Here is a 20,447-nt window from a genome sequence, read left to right on the forward strand (position 1 = left end):
ATAGTAGACCGTAGAAGACCTACGATGGGAGCAGTTCAGTATGCCAAAGCTTGGGCTTTTTTGCTATTTCATGATTGTTGCAACAGTTGTTTGATATCCGCTGCCGGACTGGAGCCAAGCTCCTCTTTGAGCAATTCCTCCAGCACCAGATACTGTCGCTGCGCTTCGGTTCTTCGTCCAAGCGACAGATACAACAGGATGATCTCGCGATGAATATCTTCCCGAATCGAATCAATCTGGAGGATACGTTCAAAATAATACAGCGCCCGTAACGGCTCGCCTGCCTTCGCATGATAGTGGGCAGCAGTTTCCATCGTCATGATGAAATCCAGCTCCAGCTGTCTGGACCACGCGAAAGCCCACTCATAATGCCTTCCTTTCAGAAGTTCACCCGTATACAACGTATCCATCCGCTCGAAGAGCTCGGGGCGATGTGCCGATGCCTGACGCATTTGCCGGAACAAAGCCTCGAACTCGTACAGATCACAGTTAATCGCTTCCCGGTCGATACGGATACCGTTTCTGTCCTTAAGAATGATCGGCACGTCACTGTTATCACCGATGGCACGTCGCACGTAGTACAGTGTGGAATTGATGTTGGTCCAGGCTTTCTGTGGACTGAGGTCCTTCCACAACGTATCGGCCAAGGCATCGCGGGTAGTCGATTTGGTATACAGCAAGAATGCTAGCAATTCTTCCGTCTTGGGCGTTCTAAGCTTGATGGGATTGTCTGCTCCGGCACCGCCAAACACAGTGAATTCACCGAACAGACGAACGTTCAGTTTGGGTTCAGGCACCGCTGGTTCAGGTGTTGGCACGGACTTGTGAAGCTTTTCCTGCAATCGCTTGATGCTGCGGTTCAGTCGCTCTGTGGTGACAGGCTTGATGACGTAATCGATCACCTCTTTGTCAAAGGCCTGCACCGCATATTCCTCATATCCAGTCACCAGCACGATGGGAAGCGAAGGATGATGTTTACGCAATTCACCAATGAGTTGCATACCCGAGATGCGAGGCATCGTAATGTCCAGAAATGCCGCATCGAAGCTATTCTCTGCCGCATATTCACAGGCTTCCTCCGGGTCATGAAACGTACGAGATACCTCGACTTCTCCGCTTTCTGTCAAAATACGATTCAGTCGCTTCAGCGACAAATCCTCATCGTCCACGATGATGACTTTCATCTTCATGTTTCATAACCCCCGTTCCCATCTGTGCTTAGACGTTGATTTGGAAGATCAAAGGTAATCCGCGTTCCCTCGCCGTCCAGACTTTCCATCTGAAGGTGTCTGCCATACAGCAGATTCAACCGACTGGAGATATTCCATAGTCCAACGCCGTTACTGCCATCCGTAGATTGCCGAATTTCGTCCATCCGCTGCTTGGTTATGCCAATTCCGTTGTCCTCGATGGTGAACCGTGTTTCCGTATCATTCAGATTGCGGATAGACAACATGACCCGACCACCGCGAATGCTGGACATCAGCCCATGCCGAATCGCATTTTCGATCAGGGGTTGTAACGTGAGGGGCGGAATATCCATGTTCCGGTTAACATCCGCATCCACATCGATAATGACCTCCAACCGTTGGCCAAAGCGAGCTTGCTCAATGGCTACATAGGCCTCGATCATCTCCAGTTCGTTCATCAGGCTAGTTTTTGAGTCCAGGTGTTTAAAGTGCACACTCCGCCGTAAGTAACTCGATAATTGCAAGATCAATTGTTCTGCCCGATTCGGCGCATCCACGCACAATTCGGCAATGGCATTCAGGGCGTTATATAGAAAGTGCGGGTTCATCTGTGACCGTAAAAAGGATATCTCGGCATCTCGCGCAGCTTGCACGGATGTTTTCATCCGAGTCAAACCGCCGATCCGTGCCAACAGTTCCTCTGATTCGAACGGCTTGGATACAAAATCATTGGCGCCTTTTTCCAAGGCCAGCTTCAATTGATTAGCTTTATTACTCGCCGTCAGCATGAGTACAGGCAACTCGGAAGGAGAGAAGCGCTCCCTGATTCGTTCCAGCAATTCGTAACCCGACATGTCAGGCATCATGATATCAGCAATGACAAGATGCACGGCAGGTAGCTTGTCCAGCAGCTCCAGTACCGAAGGTGAGCGTGAAGTGACCGCATAACTGTAACCTTCCAGCTTCAAGAGATTCACTATTGTCTGCAAATTAGCTGAGTCGTCATCCACAACGATGATCCATTCGTCTTTATTCCCCTGTACAATCGTTGGTTCTTCGAACCGGAGTAGCCGATTACCAGGACCTGTAGGAGCGATGGTAAGTGGCATGACGTTGGAACGTTTCTCTCCTTTATTCTCTGCCAGCGGAAAGGTCAGGATGAACGTAGCACCCAACCCGGGTGCTGATTCTGCATGAATGGTTCCGCCATGCAGCTCGACCAGCTTACGTGTAATGCTTAGTCCTAGACCGGTGCCTCCGGCAACGACTGGCCCCGTATCTGCTTCCTGCTCGAACGGCAGGAAGATATGTTCCAGCTTGTCCGTACCGATACCACGGCCGGTATCCACAATACGTATTTCCGCTTTGCCTTGCACGACCGCAGCTTGGATGCTTACCGTGCCACGTTCCGTGAATTTAACTGCATTGCCGATCAGATTATGCAAAATTTGAATCAGTCGGTTGCCGTCTGCATAGATCGGCGGGAAATGCGCCGGGATGCGGTTGATAAGCTCCACCTTTTTCGTACCAAGCAGGAAGGAGTGCATACGCATGACAGATTCGACAAACGAGTACAGATCGGTCGAAGACCGGTGGAGCGGGATGTCGCCATGTTTCATTTTCGAATAATCCAGCAATTCATCGACCAGATAGGTTAAACGTCTGCCACTTCCCGTCACGATCGCCAGATTGTGCGCCTGTTCGTCGGTAAGTGGGCCTTCTGCGCCTTTAAGCAGGCTTTCACTGATGTTGACAATCGCATTCAGCGGTGTTTTGAGCTCATGCGAGGTATTGGACAGGAAGTCGTCCTTCACCTTGTCCAGCAAGAGCAACTGATCTTTGAGAGTGCGGACCGTACGATAGGCCTCGAAGAACCGAAGCACCGCCAGAAACAGCATCAGGATGCTGAACAGGACAATGGAAGCCTGTCCGATGTTCATATTTTCCTTGAGCGAGATCGAGAAGAGATTAATGTCCAGACAATACAGCATGATGCTTAAGAGAGCCGCATACCACAAGAAAGTAGAGAGCCGTTCGCCCTTCTCACTGGTTAGGAACTGTTTTGCACATTGATACAGCAACCAGATTAACAGCAACGTGTACATAACGACGACGTAAGGTGCAGCCAGCCCATAGATGGAAATAGGCAGGAGCGCGACCATGCATAAGTATGCTCCAAAGATGATCAGGATCACCGTTGTGAGCATACCGGACAGGATGCCTGTTTTGAATCGGTAGAAGTAAAAGGTTAACAGACCCAGACATGCCACAGAGCAGAAATCTTTTAATTTATAGAGCGTGCTAAAGGAAATTTCCGTGCCCGCCATGGATAACACACGTTCGCTGATCATGCCGTTATAGAGTGCATACAGCAGACAGATTAGACCAATCAGCAGCAGGGAATCGTCTCTGTTTCGGTAGAGTGCAGACCCCAGGTAACTGATGAGGAATATGATCGAAATGGTACCCAGTACAGCAAGCGTGCCAAATTCGATAGCTGTGTTGAATTGATGTTTTTTCAGCATGGCTGCTTGTTCGCCGAAAAAGAGTGGACCTGGAATGCCAGAGTCCGTGTAATCGTAATTAGCCACCCGAATCAAAATCTCAATGTCACCGCCATGATAGGGGAAAAAGCCAATCTGGGGGGAGTTGCCTGGTCGGTAACCTGCGGATTTTGCCACGGCATGCCCGTCTTCCAGCAGCTTGTTGCCATTGATGTAGATTTCGCTAGCAAAACGGATGTTCATTTTTTTGATCGCCAGTGTTCCTTCAACAGGTGCATTACGCAGCACCAGTCGATACGTGGCGAAGCCGTGGGTTGGCAGTCGTTCACCATCCACTTTAAGTCGATTCCAGGAGCCGGGAACGGTTGCATAAGTGTCGGGTGCTTTCGTTGGACCAGCCTGATTCGATGTTGCAGATTCGTCAGGAAGCAATCGCTCCCAGTAAAATTCCCACTCTCCGTCCAGCTTGATCCGCTCGTCTTGTTCAGGGTTCCAGGCCGAGAGGTCCAGAACACCTTGACGGGCATGAAGCGCAGCAGATTGTGGTTCTCTGATCGTTGACAGCAGCAGTACGGTAATAGCGAGTACAACAGTCAGGACAACGCCTGAAATTTTTAATAACACGAAATGCTGCTCCTTTAGAGATTGTTCAATCCTTCGGTAGCTTCGGACAAAATCTCTTGTATTCTATCGGCATTGTAGCGAATATCTCTGGGGGGCGCAATCACATTTCGACAAAATATTTTCTGTTTATTGCTTGTTTATTGTGATCCATTATAATGCGGAAGCAAGATATGTCGAACGGACGCAGAAAAAGCATCGAAAGACCTATCTTTGCGTGACTATGGGCTGATGGAGTTGAGAGAAATGAAGAGGAGCATCACATCATGGCGTTTGCGGCGTCAGATGATTGGCTTGCTGGCTGTACTAATTGCTGTGGCATGTCTGAATGGATATACAGGTGTATCCGTTGCCAGAGCCGCTGGAACCGGACAAGTGGCCGTATCGGGAGCTGAAAAAGTGTATCAGTCCGCGGCGCAAGCTGTCTTTTACTTGAAGGCGTATCGCAAGGACGGAACGCTCAAAACGGTAGGTACCGGTTTTCTGATCGGTAATGGTAGAGCACTTACAGCAGCCCATGTTGTGAAGGACGGGGTTTCTTTCGAGGCGGTATTTGAGGATGGTTCCATTGAAAAGATAACGGTTCTGAGCGCTGACACGGAAACCGATGTGGCTATGCTGTCTGTGCAGAATAGCAAAAAACGTCCGGTACTTACCCTATCAGCGGACAAGCAGCCTGCAAAATATGGGCAACGATCGTTTGCAATCGGATACCCGCTGAAGGATGGCAAGATCATTACGGAGGGCATCGTGAATGCACCAACCGCCGAGGTGAACGATGTCGTTCGCATGCTGACTTCCGCGCAGGTGTCTGCGGGCATGTCGGGTGGTCCTTTGTTAAATGAAGAGGGTCGCGTGATCGGATTAATCTCCGGTTCGTTTCGGACAATGACTGGCATTCATATCTGTGTAACGATCGAAGATATTCGCAAGCTGATGAAGAAGTCGAATACATAACGGGGAAAAAGGGGAATCTCGCATGTTCAAAAAGTTATCAATCTGCCTGCTTGCTGCCTTGCTGACGTTGACGTCTGTGAGCTGGCCACACCTGCCGACCGTTTCCGCAGCTGCGGAGTACACGGATATTCTTATTCCGAATGGCGGCGGCAAAATCATCAATCGGGAAGACATGTCTTCCTGGAACAATAACGTGAAGAAGGACGAAGCGAACAGCTTTGGAATATTTGCTGGCAAGGCACAGGGGGTATCCACTGATTTGAAGAATGTAAAATCATTGGGACCGAGTTACATGACTTTTGAAAAGGGTTTTGCAATGGATACAAGATTCAGCGGAACGATTAACGTTCAATCCAATCCCGTCTTGAAGCGCCTGGCTGAAAGCGGTGATGCCAAAATGCTATTGAAAATCAAACGTCTTACAGGATCCTGGACGATGGCAGCTAGTTTGGATGTTTCCGTTAATGGAGGTTCCAAATATAGGCAGGGTGCAATGCAATCAGGGGCCTCCGTAAATTCGTCATGGATTTCATTTGGCGCTAATGATACCATTCAAATTTCAATTACGGGGTTTACGATAGAGAACATCGACGACATTGAACTCTATTTCGCGGATATCACACCCCCTACATACAACGGCAATACACTGACCCATACCGGGGCAGTACGATTCAATGCCGATCCTGCGGTACAAAAGAATGAATTGTTCCTGAAGCAAGGAAGTAACCTTAACCTGGCGCTGAACTTCAGCGAGCCGGTGTTTCCAGATTCTGCAGAGAATGCCGCTGACCGGATTGATGGCAAATTCAGCTTCATGCGTACGGAACTGTTCAGTAATCCGGGTGGAGACGGCTTCAATCCGTCCGTTTATTATCTAACGAGCGCAGATAGCGGATACAGTGACTTTGCGCAGGGTGGACTGGATCGGAACATTCATGCACGCTCCACTTTTAACTTTCGTTATCAGGCTGCGTTAAATGATAGCACAGGTAATATTCCTATTGATCCGAAGCGTCTGATCGCGCCCTCCGAGGAGGACCGTCCAACATTGCTCGAACGGATGAATGCAGCGGGCTTCATCGATGGTGCGGGTAATCCCGTTGCAGCTTTTAATGGCATTGGAACAGTTCCTTTTGCTGATAACGCAAACCCGGGCGGTACGTTCCGTACCATTATCGACGCACGCGTACCGCAGTACTCAGCATCCCGCAACGGCGTACAGCCTGAAGTACTAACGGGACTTGTGCTGAACAAGGGCGACGTTGTTGATTTTACCGTGTATCTTAACGAACAGGTGATCAGCGCGTTTACTCCGACCGAGGATACACGACTCAAGTTTACCAACGGCTTGACCGCCGCATATGTTGGTGGCCAGAACACGAATACATGGACGTTCCGTATGACAGTGCCAGACGGCAAGAGCATCGAAACGTCATTGCTGGAGACAGCTGCTTTGGAGCATGCCAGCAATCCTGGCGACGGGAAGGCATTGACGGACTACGCCGGCAACGTGCTTACTGAGCCAGTCAAGAAGATTGATTGGGCTGGATTGTCGGTGGACAATACGGCACCTGAAGTGAATTTTGTCTATGAGAATCAGGACGGAGAAATTATTCCTGAAGGACAATACGTAGGAAATGGATCATTCACGATCAATGCATTCGATCCCGACTTGAACGGTCAGACGAGCAAAGGATTGTTCCGTCCAGGCAGTGGTTCAGGGCTCGTGTATTATGTGCTAAACCAGAGTCCGAATGATCCCTTCGCTGGGCAAAACGACAACTTTGCCGCAGTGAAACGGTATTCCCTGACGCAGAAGCAGCCTTCTGAAGAATTGTATACATCTGGTTTCCAGGATGTTGTACTGTCGACTGGACAGAATGGCGTGAAAGTAGAACTGCCGGATGACGGCACAGGTTTGAACGGGAACTGGTATTTGCATACATGGACTGCCGACATGAGTTGGGACTCGGCTCGTCAACGGATGCAATACGACAAAGGCAGCAACGAACGTGCAGCTTACCTTGTCCAACATCCGGATGCGACACCTGCTGAGTTGGAGGAATATTATCGCTCAAGCATTCTGCCGAATCTGTCCGATTACGGTAACACGACACAGTGGCCTTTGGCCGATTTCAAACAGGATGATTCCAATTGGTCGTACCATGTCGGCCTGTTGAAGATTGATAATGACGATCCAACCGTAGAAGTTGCGAACATCGTGGACAATAACTCCGACAATGTGAAGATTACGGTTAAGGCAGCTGATCCGACTTCTTCTATTAAAAATAACAAGGTGCAATACCAATTCGTGGCAAAGGGCAAGAGCCCTGTCGCTTCCGGGTGGCAGGATGCCGAGCTGAACGCACAAGGTGAAGCTGAGATATCGACATTGAATGATCCAGCAATCTCCAAAGGTGGACAATACGAGCTGCATGCCAAAGCCGAGGATGTGGCAGGCCATTCAGCTACTGCCGATCCCAAAGCAGTCGATGTGCTTGTCATCTCAACCAAGTTCAAAGCCTATCCGGGCACTTATGCGATCAATGACGGACCCGACTTCACCGTAGCCGGTGTACCGATCGATACGATTGAATATCAATACAGTGAAAGCTCTGAACGTCCTGTGGGCAACAGCAAATGGGTTGCTTTTGAGGATGAACCGAAGGAAACAAAGCTGGGGGATGTTCCCGCCGAGCGCTACAGCTTCCCTGCCGACAAAACGTTGAACGGGACCTGGTACGCCCACGTACGTATCAAGCAGCAGGATACCGGACGTTATTACTACTATTATCAGGAGTACAAATTCGACCATTTGCCACCTGTCACGAAATTCGGTTCGCAGGGTTATCTGTATCCGATGCCAGAGCAGACGGTACAGATTGATGTGTCTGACACGCTGGTGGACTTTAACGGTGTTGCAGCCAAGAACATTCGTTACCAATGGATCAAGGTGGTTGACGGGCAAGACGAGAAGGAACCAGATCCGGAAGGTAAGGGCTGGAGTGTGTCGCCTGCGGATCGTGTGATCACTTTGCAGGTAGACAACAAAAAGGACAACGGTAATTACCGTCTATACGTCCATGCCAGCGATAGCTTGGGTAACAGTAAGCTTTACCACACAAGTGGGCTGTTCTCCGTGTTTTATCTGAGCAGTGAACCACCTGTTGGTAGCGCGCGTTTGATTCGGACAGAAGGTCCAGGAGATGACGGGTACACTGCCATTATGGAACTGACGGTTGATGTGCCAGCACAGGAAGGGTACTTCTATTCTGTTTCCACCAATGGCGGAGACAATTGGAGCACTTGGCTTCCTTACACAAACTATGTCGGCGTTCCTGTTGACACGAATAATTCGGGGCAACTCAAGTCACAGGTTCGGGTTAAATTCAAAGGTTACTACGACAATATCAGCGATATCGTAACACCTGAGATCGAGCTTCAGGATGCCCCTGCCTATGGGCTTGCTTCATTGGAGCAGATCATGCCGGTTCGCGGAGGCGAGAAGTTGCAGGATGGTGGGCAGAACGAAGGACAAGAGATCCTGTTCGACCTCGTGGATGGCAAGACCGTGAAACCAACGAACAGCAACCCGGAAATACCGGAAACGTTGGAGGCGAACAAACGATTCAAAATATACCGCAACGGAAGTTACTCCTTCACCGTGAAGGATGGCAGCACTACAGCAACCGTGTTCATCGTGGTCTCCAACTTCGATGATACGCCGCCAATGGTAAATGTGAAGTATTCCACCATTGCGGCAACGAATGGCACGGTTAAAGTAAGTCTGCAATCGAGTGAACCGATCCGCATCACCAATCTGCCGACGTCGTCCAAAACGTTCCGCGAGAACGGAGAATTCACGTTTGAGTACGAAGATGCGGTTGGCTTTACAGGCAGTGTGACAGCAACAGTGAGCAACATCGATACCACGCCGCCGGAAGCAGATATTGTCATGCACTACAACCATCCCGATCTCAAAGCGTTGATCCGTTACGGTAGTGGTACTGCTGTCGTGGATAGCGCGGGTGATGGGTACAATGCAAATGGAGAATTTACTCATTTCGCAGCACCGACAACAGGTAATGTGATCGCGTCTAATCTGATCGTGGCGCAAGTGCTGCCGAAACAGGGACAAGTTCAGGATTACCAGGTGGTCTCCAATAGCTCAGGGACGAACCAATCCTCATTGGTCATGACTTCAGGCAGTAAAGCACGCTTCTCGCTGGCAGATGCCGCAGGGAATAATGCGAAGCTGGAATCCGAAGCGATTACAACACTCGTTGGATCGATTCCCGCAGTAGAAGAGATCACGATGGTTCGAGTAGACAACGACGGACAAATCATTGATGACAGCAAGCTGGTGCAGATTGGGGATCAGGCTTACTCCAAAGGCAAAGTGCGTGTTGGCTTTGTAATGCCATCATCTGTAGTAGAAGGAAATACGATCTATGCCGGAGCAACCCCGGTAGCGAGTTTTAGCGCCGACTACGCCAGCAATGGCGAGCATTCGATTTTACTTTCAGACGTACTTGGTAACAAGAAACAGGTTAACTTTACGATTGCGGGTCTCGATAATACGGCACCAACGATCCGTCTGAACAAAGCTTCCACAACGGTTCTGCAAAACAAACCAGGCTTCGATCTGGTCACCGATCTGGGCGGATACACAGTGAGCGATAATCTCACATCTGCGGAGCAGATTCAGGTGACGGCTGCGGAATACGTGCTGGAAGGCGGACAATACGTGGAGAAACCACTGAATCTCACGGTGACGGGCAAACACACGATTCGTTACACGGCGAAGGATCAGCTCGGCAATGCAGGCTACGCCCTGCAAACGGTATTTGTTCGTTCGACAGATGGCATGTTCGTTACGGCCAATGGCATTCCGTTGTCGGATACCGAATCCGAAACAGCAATCGTGAATACAGGTACGGTCACGTTCAATGTGAACAACTTCCGCACGATAGAGACTGCTGGGGGAACCAAGCTGGAGAACGAACTTGGCACGTACGATATTTATTATTTCCCGGGTCTGGTGCGCGAAGGACAGATGAAATATATCGCTACCCGAGTGACCTATAAGGAACTGATCAGCAAAGACTTCAAGATTACACTGCCCAAAGCAGGATGGTACACCATGATTGTGCAAAATCAGGAGCGCGAACGCGTATACTCCACGCTGCTTGTTAATCGGGCCAATTAGAGAAACGGAAGGGGTTCACCCATGCGACGGAACAAAATTATTCGGATAATCGCAACGTTGATGGCCATGGTCATGCTGATCAGCGTCTTGCCACTTCACATCGCGGCAGCGGCCGTTTCCTCAGCGGGAACGACATCCATTAAGAACGGGTTTATCAAGGTAACAGTGGACAATGCAAGTGGACGCTTCAGCATTCGTACAGAAGACGGTCAGCCAATCCGCAAAAAGGATAACGGCGTGGATATGATCTTTGGTGGAGATAACCCGGAGACGTCGTTCACGACATTCCGCATCAACGGAACGGATCTGATCTTTGGTAATCCGTATAAAATGGCACCGAACTGGACCTCGGAGGTTACACCTCCAAAGGTCGTTACGGGAAATGACGGTACCCAGAGTCTCGTGACCGTATGGACCGTTCAGGGCATTCGTATTAGCCAAGTGATCACTTTGCTTTTGAAGGAAGACAAGGATCAGGGCGGTAATGCGCGTGTTCAATATGTGGTGGAAAATACGACAAATGCCAAGGTAGAGATCGGGTCACGTGTGTTGCTGGACACGTCGGTCGGTGGCAATGATGGCCCGGCCTTCCAGATCGGGCAGAATTATTCCGTTCCACTTACGGTGGAGCGCAAACTGGTTCACGAACCAGAGAAGCTCGGTTATGACAAAAACGTGGACGAGCAGGCGTACAATCTGCATAAGCTGCCACCTTACTGGGTAATGCGGGACAAGCTTGATCTGAGCAATCCGCTGGCGACAAATGTCATTGCCTATGGATTCAACAACTTGTTCGAGGGCGGTATTAACATCGTTGATGAAATGGTGGTAGGGCATTGGGCCAATCTCGCCGGAACGAAGTGGGAATATGAACCTGACGAGAATCTTGATTTTACGCAGGATACAAATGACTACGGTACAGCCGATACGGCCGTGGCTTTCTATTGGGAGCCTGATACGGTTCAAGCTGGCGGCCAGCACTCGTATGAACTGGTATACGGCTTGGGGGAGATTGTTTCCCCCGAGAAGGTATTCGATGTTCGTTTCCTGGATCCAACGCAAAAGCTGGAGACGAATGAAGAAGAGACGGGTTACGTGAATGACGGCGTGTTCGAAGTGAATACGGAGATCGAGAACCTGGAGATGTTCAACACAAACCATAGCCAGATCGATGTTACGTTGACACTAGAGAAAGGTCTGAGCTTTGTGGATGAGAACGGGAAGGAACTCAATGCAACAAGCCAGAAGCTTACCTTCCGCAAGGATGTTCCGCCGGAACAAGCTGCACAGGGCATCGAATTCATTCCATATAAACCGGGCGAGGTCGTCGCAGCCAAATGGCGAGTGAAGGGTACAGGCAAAGCCTGGCCTTCAACGCGCCAGTATATGGTGACGGTGAGCAGTCCGGAGACAGAGAAAAAGCTGGAGACGGTTGCTCAAGAGAGCGAGGGACTTCCGGAATCGGAAATTCGTGCAATCTATGAATCGTCAAGAGCGGGTTTTATCTTCCTGCCACCGGTTGGCGAATTAAGAGAGACATTGGTTTACGCCATGTCACCGGAGGAAGCGTACAGCAAGGATGAGAAGTACATCACGCTGAACGTGTCGAATATCGCTGCCTACAATGTCGGCAATGAAGCAACGTCTACCGCTGCCAACTTTGACATGTATCTGGTGAACGTGAAGAACGGGGATCGTTACAAAGTGCCGGTGACCCGATCTGTAACATCCCAGCCGCTTGGAAACGGGTTCGCGGGAGATTTGAAGCTGGTATATCGTGGCGGGGAAAAGGTGAAGGCGGATGGCACAACGCTTGAAGTGCTGAACGATGCGATCTTGCCACTTGGTGAATATGCCGTGCAAGTGGACTATCGGGACAAGTCAATTCCCGAGCTGGCCGAAGCGCTGAGCTTCAAGACCGACCAGACTTTTGCCATAACCGAGAACGAAGAGAACCGGGTTCGCAAAGCTGGAGTTCTCGCTGTGTATAAAACTAAACTGGACCTAAACGCAGGTGCTGGTGAGAAAGCGACGTTTGCGAGCGTGCTGCCGTGGACGTACGGTAACCTGACGGACGCGCAGTTCAAAACAAAGCTGGATCAGGATCGGGCGAGACTGACTACTGCCAAGCAGGAAATGGTAGCAGCTTCACGCAAGCTGGACCCTGCTCTCGATGTAGCTGGAGCCATCGATGCATCGGCTTCGCCGGTATATGCGGTCCAAACGTTCGAAAATGAAGCAGCCTTCGAAACGTTTAAAAAAGGACTTGATGATGATACCGAGCAGGAGGTTGTTCTGGAAGTGCGCGGTAAGATTGTGCAGTCCGGTACCGGTGCAAACGCCCAATACACGGTTCAATCGGATACAGAACCTGCGATTCTCAACAAGAGTGTAGCTTACAGCGGGAAAGACCTCACCATTTCAACAGGGAATTTCCCGCTCGCCAAAGATTTGAGAGCAAATACGGACACGCCGTTCTTGCAAACCCTCTTTGTGGGTGGCGACGGTACCCTAAGTGTGGCGAATAGCGGGTTCGTATTCCATTCCGGCGAATGGACCGTTGATTTCTACAACGGATTCGATAAGTCACTCGGAACGGAATCAAAGCTGACGGATGAAGAGCAGGCATGGGAGGAAGGACGCAATCCGGAAGACCCTACCCTGAACGGAACCTTGACTTGGGCTAACGGTATGCTGGGCGATGCGCTCAATCCATACCGCAATCTGCTTGTCTCCTATGTGTACTTTAATAAACACACGTTGTTTTCAACACCTACCTTCTCGCTGAATGGCTTTGGGTTGAAACTCAATGACTTTGTGCTGCGGCAGGATGGTGTGTCCTTCGGTGGTGCAATGAAGATGTTTATTGTAAATGGGGAAGTAAGCAACGTTATGTTCAACCAATCGGGATTCGTGGGCATCGATTCCTCACTGGCGTTTGAATTGGATAATAGAATCGGTTTGTTCAAACCGGACTCCGAGGACAGTGTAAAAGGTGGCATCAATGTTACGCACTATAAAGACCCGAACAAATACGGTGTTATGAATTCGTACGGCGTTAACTTCGAGGCGAAACTGGAAAACTTGTTCTCCATTAGTGCGGAACTTGCCTTTAAACGGGTGCCCGACGGACGTATTATTCCAGACGTCATTGCTTTTGGATCGGACCTTCCTGATCCGGGCATCATGATCAATCCAGCTACCAAAATCTCAAGTATTCGCGGCGCAATCCGTGAACTTGCGATGACAATTGCCGGTGGTACCGAGCGCTTGCCACTGACGCTGGAGGCAGGTATCGACATGGAGCTGGGTCAGAAACCGGCTGTTTTCTCAGGTAGTGTAGACCTGACGCTCAAAGCAACCGGCTTCAAAGTAGTGGGCAAACTCGGCTTCGGTGAAGGCAGCAAAGTCATTCCGATGCTGACGGAAGCACTGGTTCAAACCCAATGGGCCAGCCCAATGTTTATCCGTGCGCGGGCACAGATTGATGTTGGTGGTTGGGATATCATTGTGGGTAGTGCCAGCTTGTTTATTGGTGAGAACTTGGAGAAGGGCCGAGTCGATTTTGAAGGCATGGTCAGCTCTAAAATACAGATACCAAGTTCAGTGCCGGTTGTCGGCGGTTTAGGATTTGGAACTCGTGCAGGCGTTAATAACGATGAACTGTGGGCAGGGATTTCCTTGTTATTCCTCACCCTGGGCATCAAATATTACTGGGGCGGCGGCATCTCATTTATGACCGATGGATCGGCTTTGGATAACGAGGCACTCGCACATCTGGCGATTAATGATCCAGAACAGGGTCCGCGCCTGTTACAGATCGGAACGGGAATAGAGACGCTTGCCACCTCATGGGAGAATGAGGAGCCTGAGCGTTACGAGATTCGGTATACTGCCGTTGGTGACGGCATCGATATGATCGAGGATAGCTCGCAAAATCTCGGCATTGGCGGCATTCGTACGTCCAATGGAGGGAAAACACATGTGATCCCGATGAGCGGAGTGACAGGGGATGCACTCCTTGAATTGGAGTATTTTACAACAACCAGACCCACCCTGACTCTGAAGCGTGACGACGGAAGCACATACGATATCGTGTACGGAGAAGCAACTGATCGGAACGCAACGGCGTTTGAACAGATTATCAAAGCACCTAAAGAGGGTGATCTGAAGAGCGACGGTACAACAGTGACCAAAAAAGAAGAGCTTCAGGGCACCGATATCCGTCGGATCTATGTTGCCATTCCACAGGAAGACGCAAAAACGGGAAGCTGGACACTGACGTCCAGTCAATCGGTCAAGTCCAAGCTGATGAACATTCCGGTACTTCCGGAACTGTCTTCGACGGAACTTGCAGTAGATCCACAGGATGCGGACCAATTCACGGCAACTTGGACCGTGGACAACGCTTCGCCTGGAGATACGGTTGATCTGTATCTGTCTTCGGATCGTTTACAGGCAACGCCTACACCGGATGAATCCATTGATCCAGGGATCATGATTGCCAAAGGCATCGAGATCGAAAGTGCCGATATTGGTGCTGACGGTCGTGCATCCGGCGAGATGACCTTTGACGTGAAGCAGATTGCGTACCTCGGCGGAGCAGACCTTCGTGGTTTGCTGCAACAAGGCACATATTATCTGCGTACGGAACTGAAAACGGACATGGCATTCTCTGTCTTATCTTCACAAGAAGGTTATACGCTCGTAGATCCGTTTGCTCCGAACGCCGTGCCAGCGGTGGAAACGAGAAGCATCGGTAACGGGCAGTTCGAGGTGGCCTTCCCGGCGATCACCAAAACAGCTGAAGAAGAAGCAGAAGAGTTCACTTATATCCTGACCGCATCGGATGAGCAAGGACATCTGTATGATCCGTTCGGCGAAGAAGGATACAGTGAATCCGACTTGAAAACCACGCTCAAGGATGGCAAGTATCATGTGACCGTGGGCGGATGGAATGCACTAGGAACACCTAAGCTGGGTGCGGACGGCAAAGTGCAGCGCAATGCAGACGGCACCATTGCCATGGAGGATAAAGAGGTACGCCATTCCGGACTGGAGCCGGGCAAATCGTATCGTATGGGCGTTACGGTCGCACGCAAACCGGCATCGGACGATCAAGCGAATCTTCGTTTATCCACAACGACGTATAGCGGGTCGAAGCTGCTTCCTGCCCCTACAGGGCCAGTGCTTTCGCTCGATAACAAACAAGTGGTCAACAACAAATACGAGGTGGTTACAAGTTCGAAGCAGGTGACCGTGAACGTGGCTTCGAATCAGTCGAACGTTGTTGTAGAGGCTTCGACGGACGATGGTTCGCTCGGTACCACTAACCTTGCAACAACAGACAAGCTGAAGTTCAACTTTGAGGTGGATGGTGTATATGCAGTCCAGCTCAAAGCACGAAATACTAACACAGGGGATACGTCGGTCACGATGCTGTATGTCACGATTGATACGACGGCTCCGATGATCTATCTGGATTCACCTTCACAAGGCGAACGGGTACAGGGAGGCGTTGCGCTCGTAGAGGGTACAACGATGACCGATGCCCAAGTGACGGTAACGGATGCCGATAGTGATCAAGAATTGGCACAGTTCAAACCGGACGAGAACGGAGTCTTTAAACATGAGGTGCCGATTGATGTGAACCGCATGAAGACCCGTCTCCGCATTAAAACCGAGGACGCGGCAGGCAATGTGAACTCTGCCGTTGTTGAGGTGCTGAACAGCGACTTCAAGCTGCCGCGCAGACTGAAACTGGTTATGCCGGAAGAACTTGTTGCCGGTGGAGAACAAGCTGTGGTTCAGACTTATGTGGAGTATACGGATGGAACTCGTGAACTCGCAGACAACAACAGCATCACCTATAGTGTGGTTATGGGTGAAGCGAACGCAGCCGTTCAGGATGATGGCCTTCTTGACGGAAAACGTGTTGGAGCTGCTCTAATCCAGGCCGATTATACATGGCAAGGTACGGAGCTCAGCACAACGGATATCGTATCCGTTGTTGCACCGAAGACGGGAGCTGCACCACCGGATTACATGGATACGATCAAAGCATCCACGATCGGAACGGGCAAAAAGGGAGAGACACGTGTCTCGATCAGCGCTGCCGGACACAAAGGCAACATGGTTGGAAGTGAACTGGCATACCGTATTTTCACGGACCAATCGCAAGTGATGCTGCCAACGTTCGAACAGGATATCAGCGGATGGAATACGCTGCCTTCCGATAAAGTCATCAAAGCAAAACCAGGCGAGTGGGTTGTTATCGCCAAACGAACAACGAGTGAGCCAAAACTCACGACAGCATCATCTGCTGCGGTAAAGGTGAATGAGCGGATCTCTTCAAGCGCGGAGCCAAGCGTGCCAAGTTCGGGCGGCAGCAAACCACCCGCATCGAATGTACCTGTTGGTCCGTTGACGGTGGGTGGCGTAGCCATCGATAGTGCCGTTGGAGGTAAAGACATGAAGATACCTCTGGAACTGGATGCAGTGCAGAAGGATGGATTGTTGCTGGTCGATGTTACGCCAGGTGTAAGTGGTCCAACCGTGGTTGCTCATCCTGTTCGAGAAGCGCTGCTTGATGCAGCCGAGCAAGGACAGCGAATTCGTTTGCACGTTGCGGGCCAACTGGAGCAGCTACGCTTCGAGCTGGATGCGGATCTGATTAAACAACTCGCTGCCAAAGGCATTTCGATGGATTTGGAAAGCGATTGGGGCAGCTACCGTTTGGATTGGAATGCTATAGATCTGAAAGCACTCGAAGCAGCTTTCCCGGCGAAAAAGGCCGAGGATATCAAAGTAAGCCTGAATGTGGGCAAACCGGATCAGGCATACGAACGGCTTGCTGCGAAGCTTGCCAGTGAGGGACGTACGATTCCAAGAGGAACCCCGGTTGCCTTCAACATGACGGCGAGTGACGGTACCAAGTCAGTCGAGATTGATAAACTTTTGAAAATGACAACCAAAGAACTGTACCTGCCGGTTGGAGAGGACGAGCGCTCCGTATCAACCGTGGTCGTTCTTGAGTCTGATGGCAGCTTGCGGCATGTGCCTACTCGCTTCGAAGTGCGGGACGGCCGGATGGTTGCCATCGCAAGCAGCATGACCAACAGCGTGTACTTGCCGATCCGATATGACACTTCGTTTAGTGACATGAAGAGTCACTGGGCAAGCGAAGCGGTTCATGATCTGGCCTCACGTCTGGTTGTGAATGGCGTGTCGACTTCTCGCTATGAGCCTTCGCGTAGCATGACTCGGGCAGAGCTTGCTGCACTGATGGTGAGAGCCTTTGGCCTGAAACCAGCCACAGGCGCAAGTTCAACATTCGCAGACGTGAAAGCAGTGGATTGGTACAACGATGTGGTGCAAACGGCAACTGCCAATGGCCTCATGACGGGCTACAGCGGTAATCGTTTCGGTCCACAGGATGCCATGACACGTGAGCAAGTGATGGTCATGCTGATCCGTGCATACGAGATGGCAGGACATACTGCGCCAGCTGTGAGTAGTGCAGCTAATAGCCTTGAAGGTTATACCGATGCATCAACATTGTCTGATTGGGCCAAAGACAGTGCCGCACGAGCGGTGAAACTGGGTCTGATTCAAGGCAAATCGGCAACGACACTTGAGCCAAAAGCTCCGGTAACTCGTGCCGAGATGGCAACTCTTATCCGCAGATTACTTGTGGAACTGGATTTGCTGTAAACATGAAGTTGTTGATTTGAACTGGAAAAGCCCGAAGTCATTGCGACTTTCGGGCTTTTTTGTATCTTTTTTATGAGAAAGGTTATTTCAATATGTTGTACGTGAATTCATACCCAACCCGTGAATTCCAATATCGACGCTTTTGCAGACTGTGCTTCTGTATGAGCCCCTTTGCGCCAGGCTTTAGGTGATTCGCCCATCAGTTTGGCGAAGCAGCGGTTAAAGCTGGAGATGGATCGGAAGCCAACCTGCTCGGAGATGGACAGGATGGAGGCCTCTGTGCTTTTTAATCGTTTGCATGCCTCTTCAATCCGGGTACTGTTCAGAAAATCAAGCGGTGTGGTTCCCATAATTTCATGGAACTTGCGGCGAAAATGCGTTGTACTCAGATGACACAGATCAGCGAGGTAATCGATGGTCACGGGCATCATAAAATTTTTGGTGATAAACTCCAGCACGGGTGAGATGACCAAGTCACCTTGGAGGTCTCGTTCTCGTTCCTGATCCTGCGATGACAAGCGCTCGCTGCTCGCATGAATTCGAAGCAGTTCGATATATAGAGACATCAACAAGCCGTACGCGCTCTCCCGATAATAGGGGGACTGCTGCTTAATCTCTTCTACCACTGATGTTGCGAGTGTGTGAATTTTGGGATGCTGTTCCTTATTCAGAATGCAATTGGTTCCCTGAATCGCCCATAGATTCGGTTCAATGTGAGTTTGTGCTGTTTTGAGCGAATGGCGGAAGAGTTCTTCCGGTGAAAAAAAGATATAAGCCCACAGGCTGGCGTTATTAGGCGAACTGTATGTGGTATGCGGAAGATATCGGGGAATGAACGTGATGTCGCCTGCCCGAAAAGGCACAGATTCTCCCTTAATCTCCATGATGCCTCCATCTGAATAACAGATGCCAATCTCCATGTGGTTATGGAAATGAAGATGCTCACTCTTGATATCGGATATTCTCCAGCGGTCTCCACTGAGTAACAGGACAGGAAAATCAATGGGCAGGCTATAGTGACGATATTCAATGACAGGTTTCTTCGGTTTGGGCATGTTCGAGGACTCCTATGTATAAATGATTGAAATTGCGCAGTTTTGTTATGAATACGCTTAGATTGAGACTATTTTACTGCGTACAATGGAATAAGTAAAGCGTTTACAAAAATGGACGGACACCTCTCAGGACGCACTTGGGGGCGTGTGCGAAGGGAGAGGGGAATAACAATGCTTCAAGTGAAATATGACAGGGAACAGATTCTAAACGTAATCGAGAGCGTTACCAAGAAAACACTGGATATGGATCTGACATGGGATTGGCCCGGTGGAGTGGCTTATTATGGCGTATCCAGAGCCTATCAAACAACAGGCAACCAAGAGATTCTGGACAGGCTGGTGAAATGGGCGGACGAATATATCGAGCTGGGTCTGCCAAGTTGGACGGTAAATACATGTGCCATGGGTCATTTGCTAATCACTTTATATGAAGAAACCGGGGATCAGAAATATTGGGATATTGTCCTCAGCAAAGTCGATTATCTCCAGAATCATGCACTTCGCTTTGGAGACAATGTGCTTCAGCATACGGTATCGGTTTCCAATGATTTTCCGGAACAGGCTTGGGCGGATACCTTGTTTATGGCGGCATTTTTCCTGCTCCGTGTAGGTAGCAAATTAAAAGATGAAGCCATGATTCAGGATGCGCTGAATCAGTATTACTGGCATATCAAATACCTTCAAGATCCGAGCAGCAGTCTGTGGTATCACGGTTATAACAATATCAACAAGGACCATATGTCCGGATTTTATTGGGGAAGAGCAAACGCTTGGGGAGCCTATACGATGTCTCAAGTAAAACCTCAGCTCAACGACTGGTATTTGTATCCGCAATGTATGGATGTAGAGTGTGCCCTTCGTGATCAATTGGCGGCTCTCAAGCTCGTGCAGACCGAGAACGGCTTGTGGCGTACGGTGTTGGATGACGAAGATTCGTATGAAGAGGTATCAGCTTCCGCTGGTATTGCAGCAGCGATGATCAATAACGGTAATCCACTGCATACCAAATATGTGCAAAAGGCACTGGAAGGCATCCTGAACAACATTAGCGAAGATGGGCGTGTGCTTGGTGTATCTGGCGGTACGGCGGTAATGAAGGATCGGGATGGCTATCGCAATATTCCAAAAGACTGGATTCAAGGCTGGGGTCAGGGCCTGGCACTCGCTTTTCTGTCCGATATGTTGAGATAGGGAGGGA

The 20,447-nt window shown here is 50.1% G+C and carries 7 protein-coding genes; 4 read left to right on the plus strand and 3 right to left on the minus strand.

All coding sequences use genetic code 11. The annotated features are described in order from the left end of the window. Nucleotides 1-68 precede the first annotated feature (68 nt). A complete protein-coding gene (locus tag BS614_RS07830; protein WP_084174448.1) occupies nt 69-1,190 on the minus strand; it encodes a response regulator in 1,122 nt (373 codons plus the stop codon). Continuing rightward, nucleotides 1,187-4,318: an ATP-binding protein gene (locus BS614_RS07835; RefSeq protein ID WP_074093548.1), complete on the minus strand. Its 3,132-nt coding sequence runs from the start codon at nt 4,316-4,318 to the stop codon at nt 1,187-1,189. Before BS614_RS07835 ends, BS614_RS07830 begins: the two co-directional genes overlap by 4 nt. A 243-nt stretch (nt 4,319-4,561) precedes the next feature. Here BS614_RS07835 and BS614_RS07840 point away from each other — a divergent pair, with 243 nt between their 5' ends. From BS614_RS07840 to BS614_RS07850, 3 genes are read left to right on the plus strand one after another with little or no spacing between them, the layout of a single operon-like run. After that, nucleotides 4,562-5,272, plus strand: coding sequence for a S1 family peptidase (locus tag BS614_RS07840; protein WP_074093549.1), 711 nt, complete (start codon nt 4,562-4,564; stop codon nt 5,270-5,272). A 22-nt stretch (nt 5,273-5,294) separates the two neighbouring features. Then, nucleotides 5,295-10,481: a hypothetical protein gene (locus BS614_RS07845; RefSeq protein WP_074093550.1), complete on the plus strand. Its 5,187-nt coding sequence runs from the start codon at nt 5,295-5,297 to the stop codon at nt 10,479-10,481. 21 nt (nt 10,482-10,502) lie between these two features. After that, entirely contained in the window at nt 10,503-18,194 is a 7,692-nt protein-coding gene (locus tag BS614_RS07850; protein ID WP_074093551.1) for an S-layer homology domain-containing protein, read from the plus strand. A 107-nt stretch (nt 18,195-18,301) separates the two neighbouring features. On the opposite strand, the gene BS614_RS07855 is transcribed toward BS614_RS07850, so the two are convergent. Continuing rightward, nucleotides 18,302-19,249: an AraC family transcriptional regulator gene (locus tag BS614_RS07855; RefSeq protein WP_074093552.1), complete on the minus strand. Its 948-nt coding sequence runs from the start codon at nt 19,247-19,249 to the stop codon at nt 18,302-18,304. A 171-nt stretch (nt 19,250-19,420) separates the two neighbouring features. Here BS614_RS07855 and BS614_RS07860 point away from each other — a divergent pair, with 171 nt between their 5' ends. Beyond that, nucleotides 19,421-20,440: a glycoside hydrolase family 88/105 protein gene (locus tag BS614_RS07860; protein WP_074093553.1), complete on the plus strand. Its 1,020-nt coding sequence runs from the start codon at nt 19,421-19,423 to the stop codon at nt 20,438-20,440. Nucleotides 20,441-20,447 lie beyond the last annotated feature (7 nt).

Origin of the sequence: Paenibacillus xylanexedens (assembly GCF_001908275.1) — a bacterium.
In the GTDB taxonomy this organism is placed as follows: Bacteria; Bacillota; Bacilli; order Paenibacillales; family Paenibacillaceae; genus Paenibacillus; species Paenibacillus xylanexedens_A.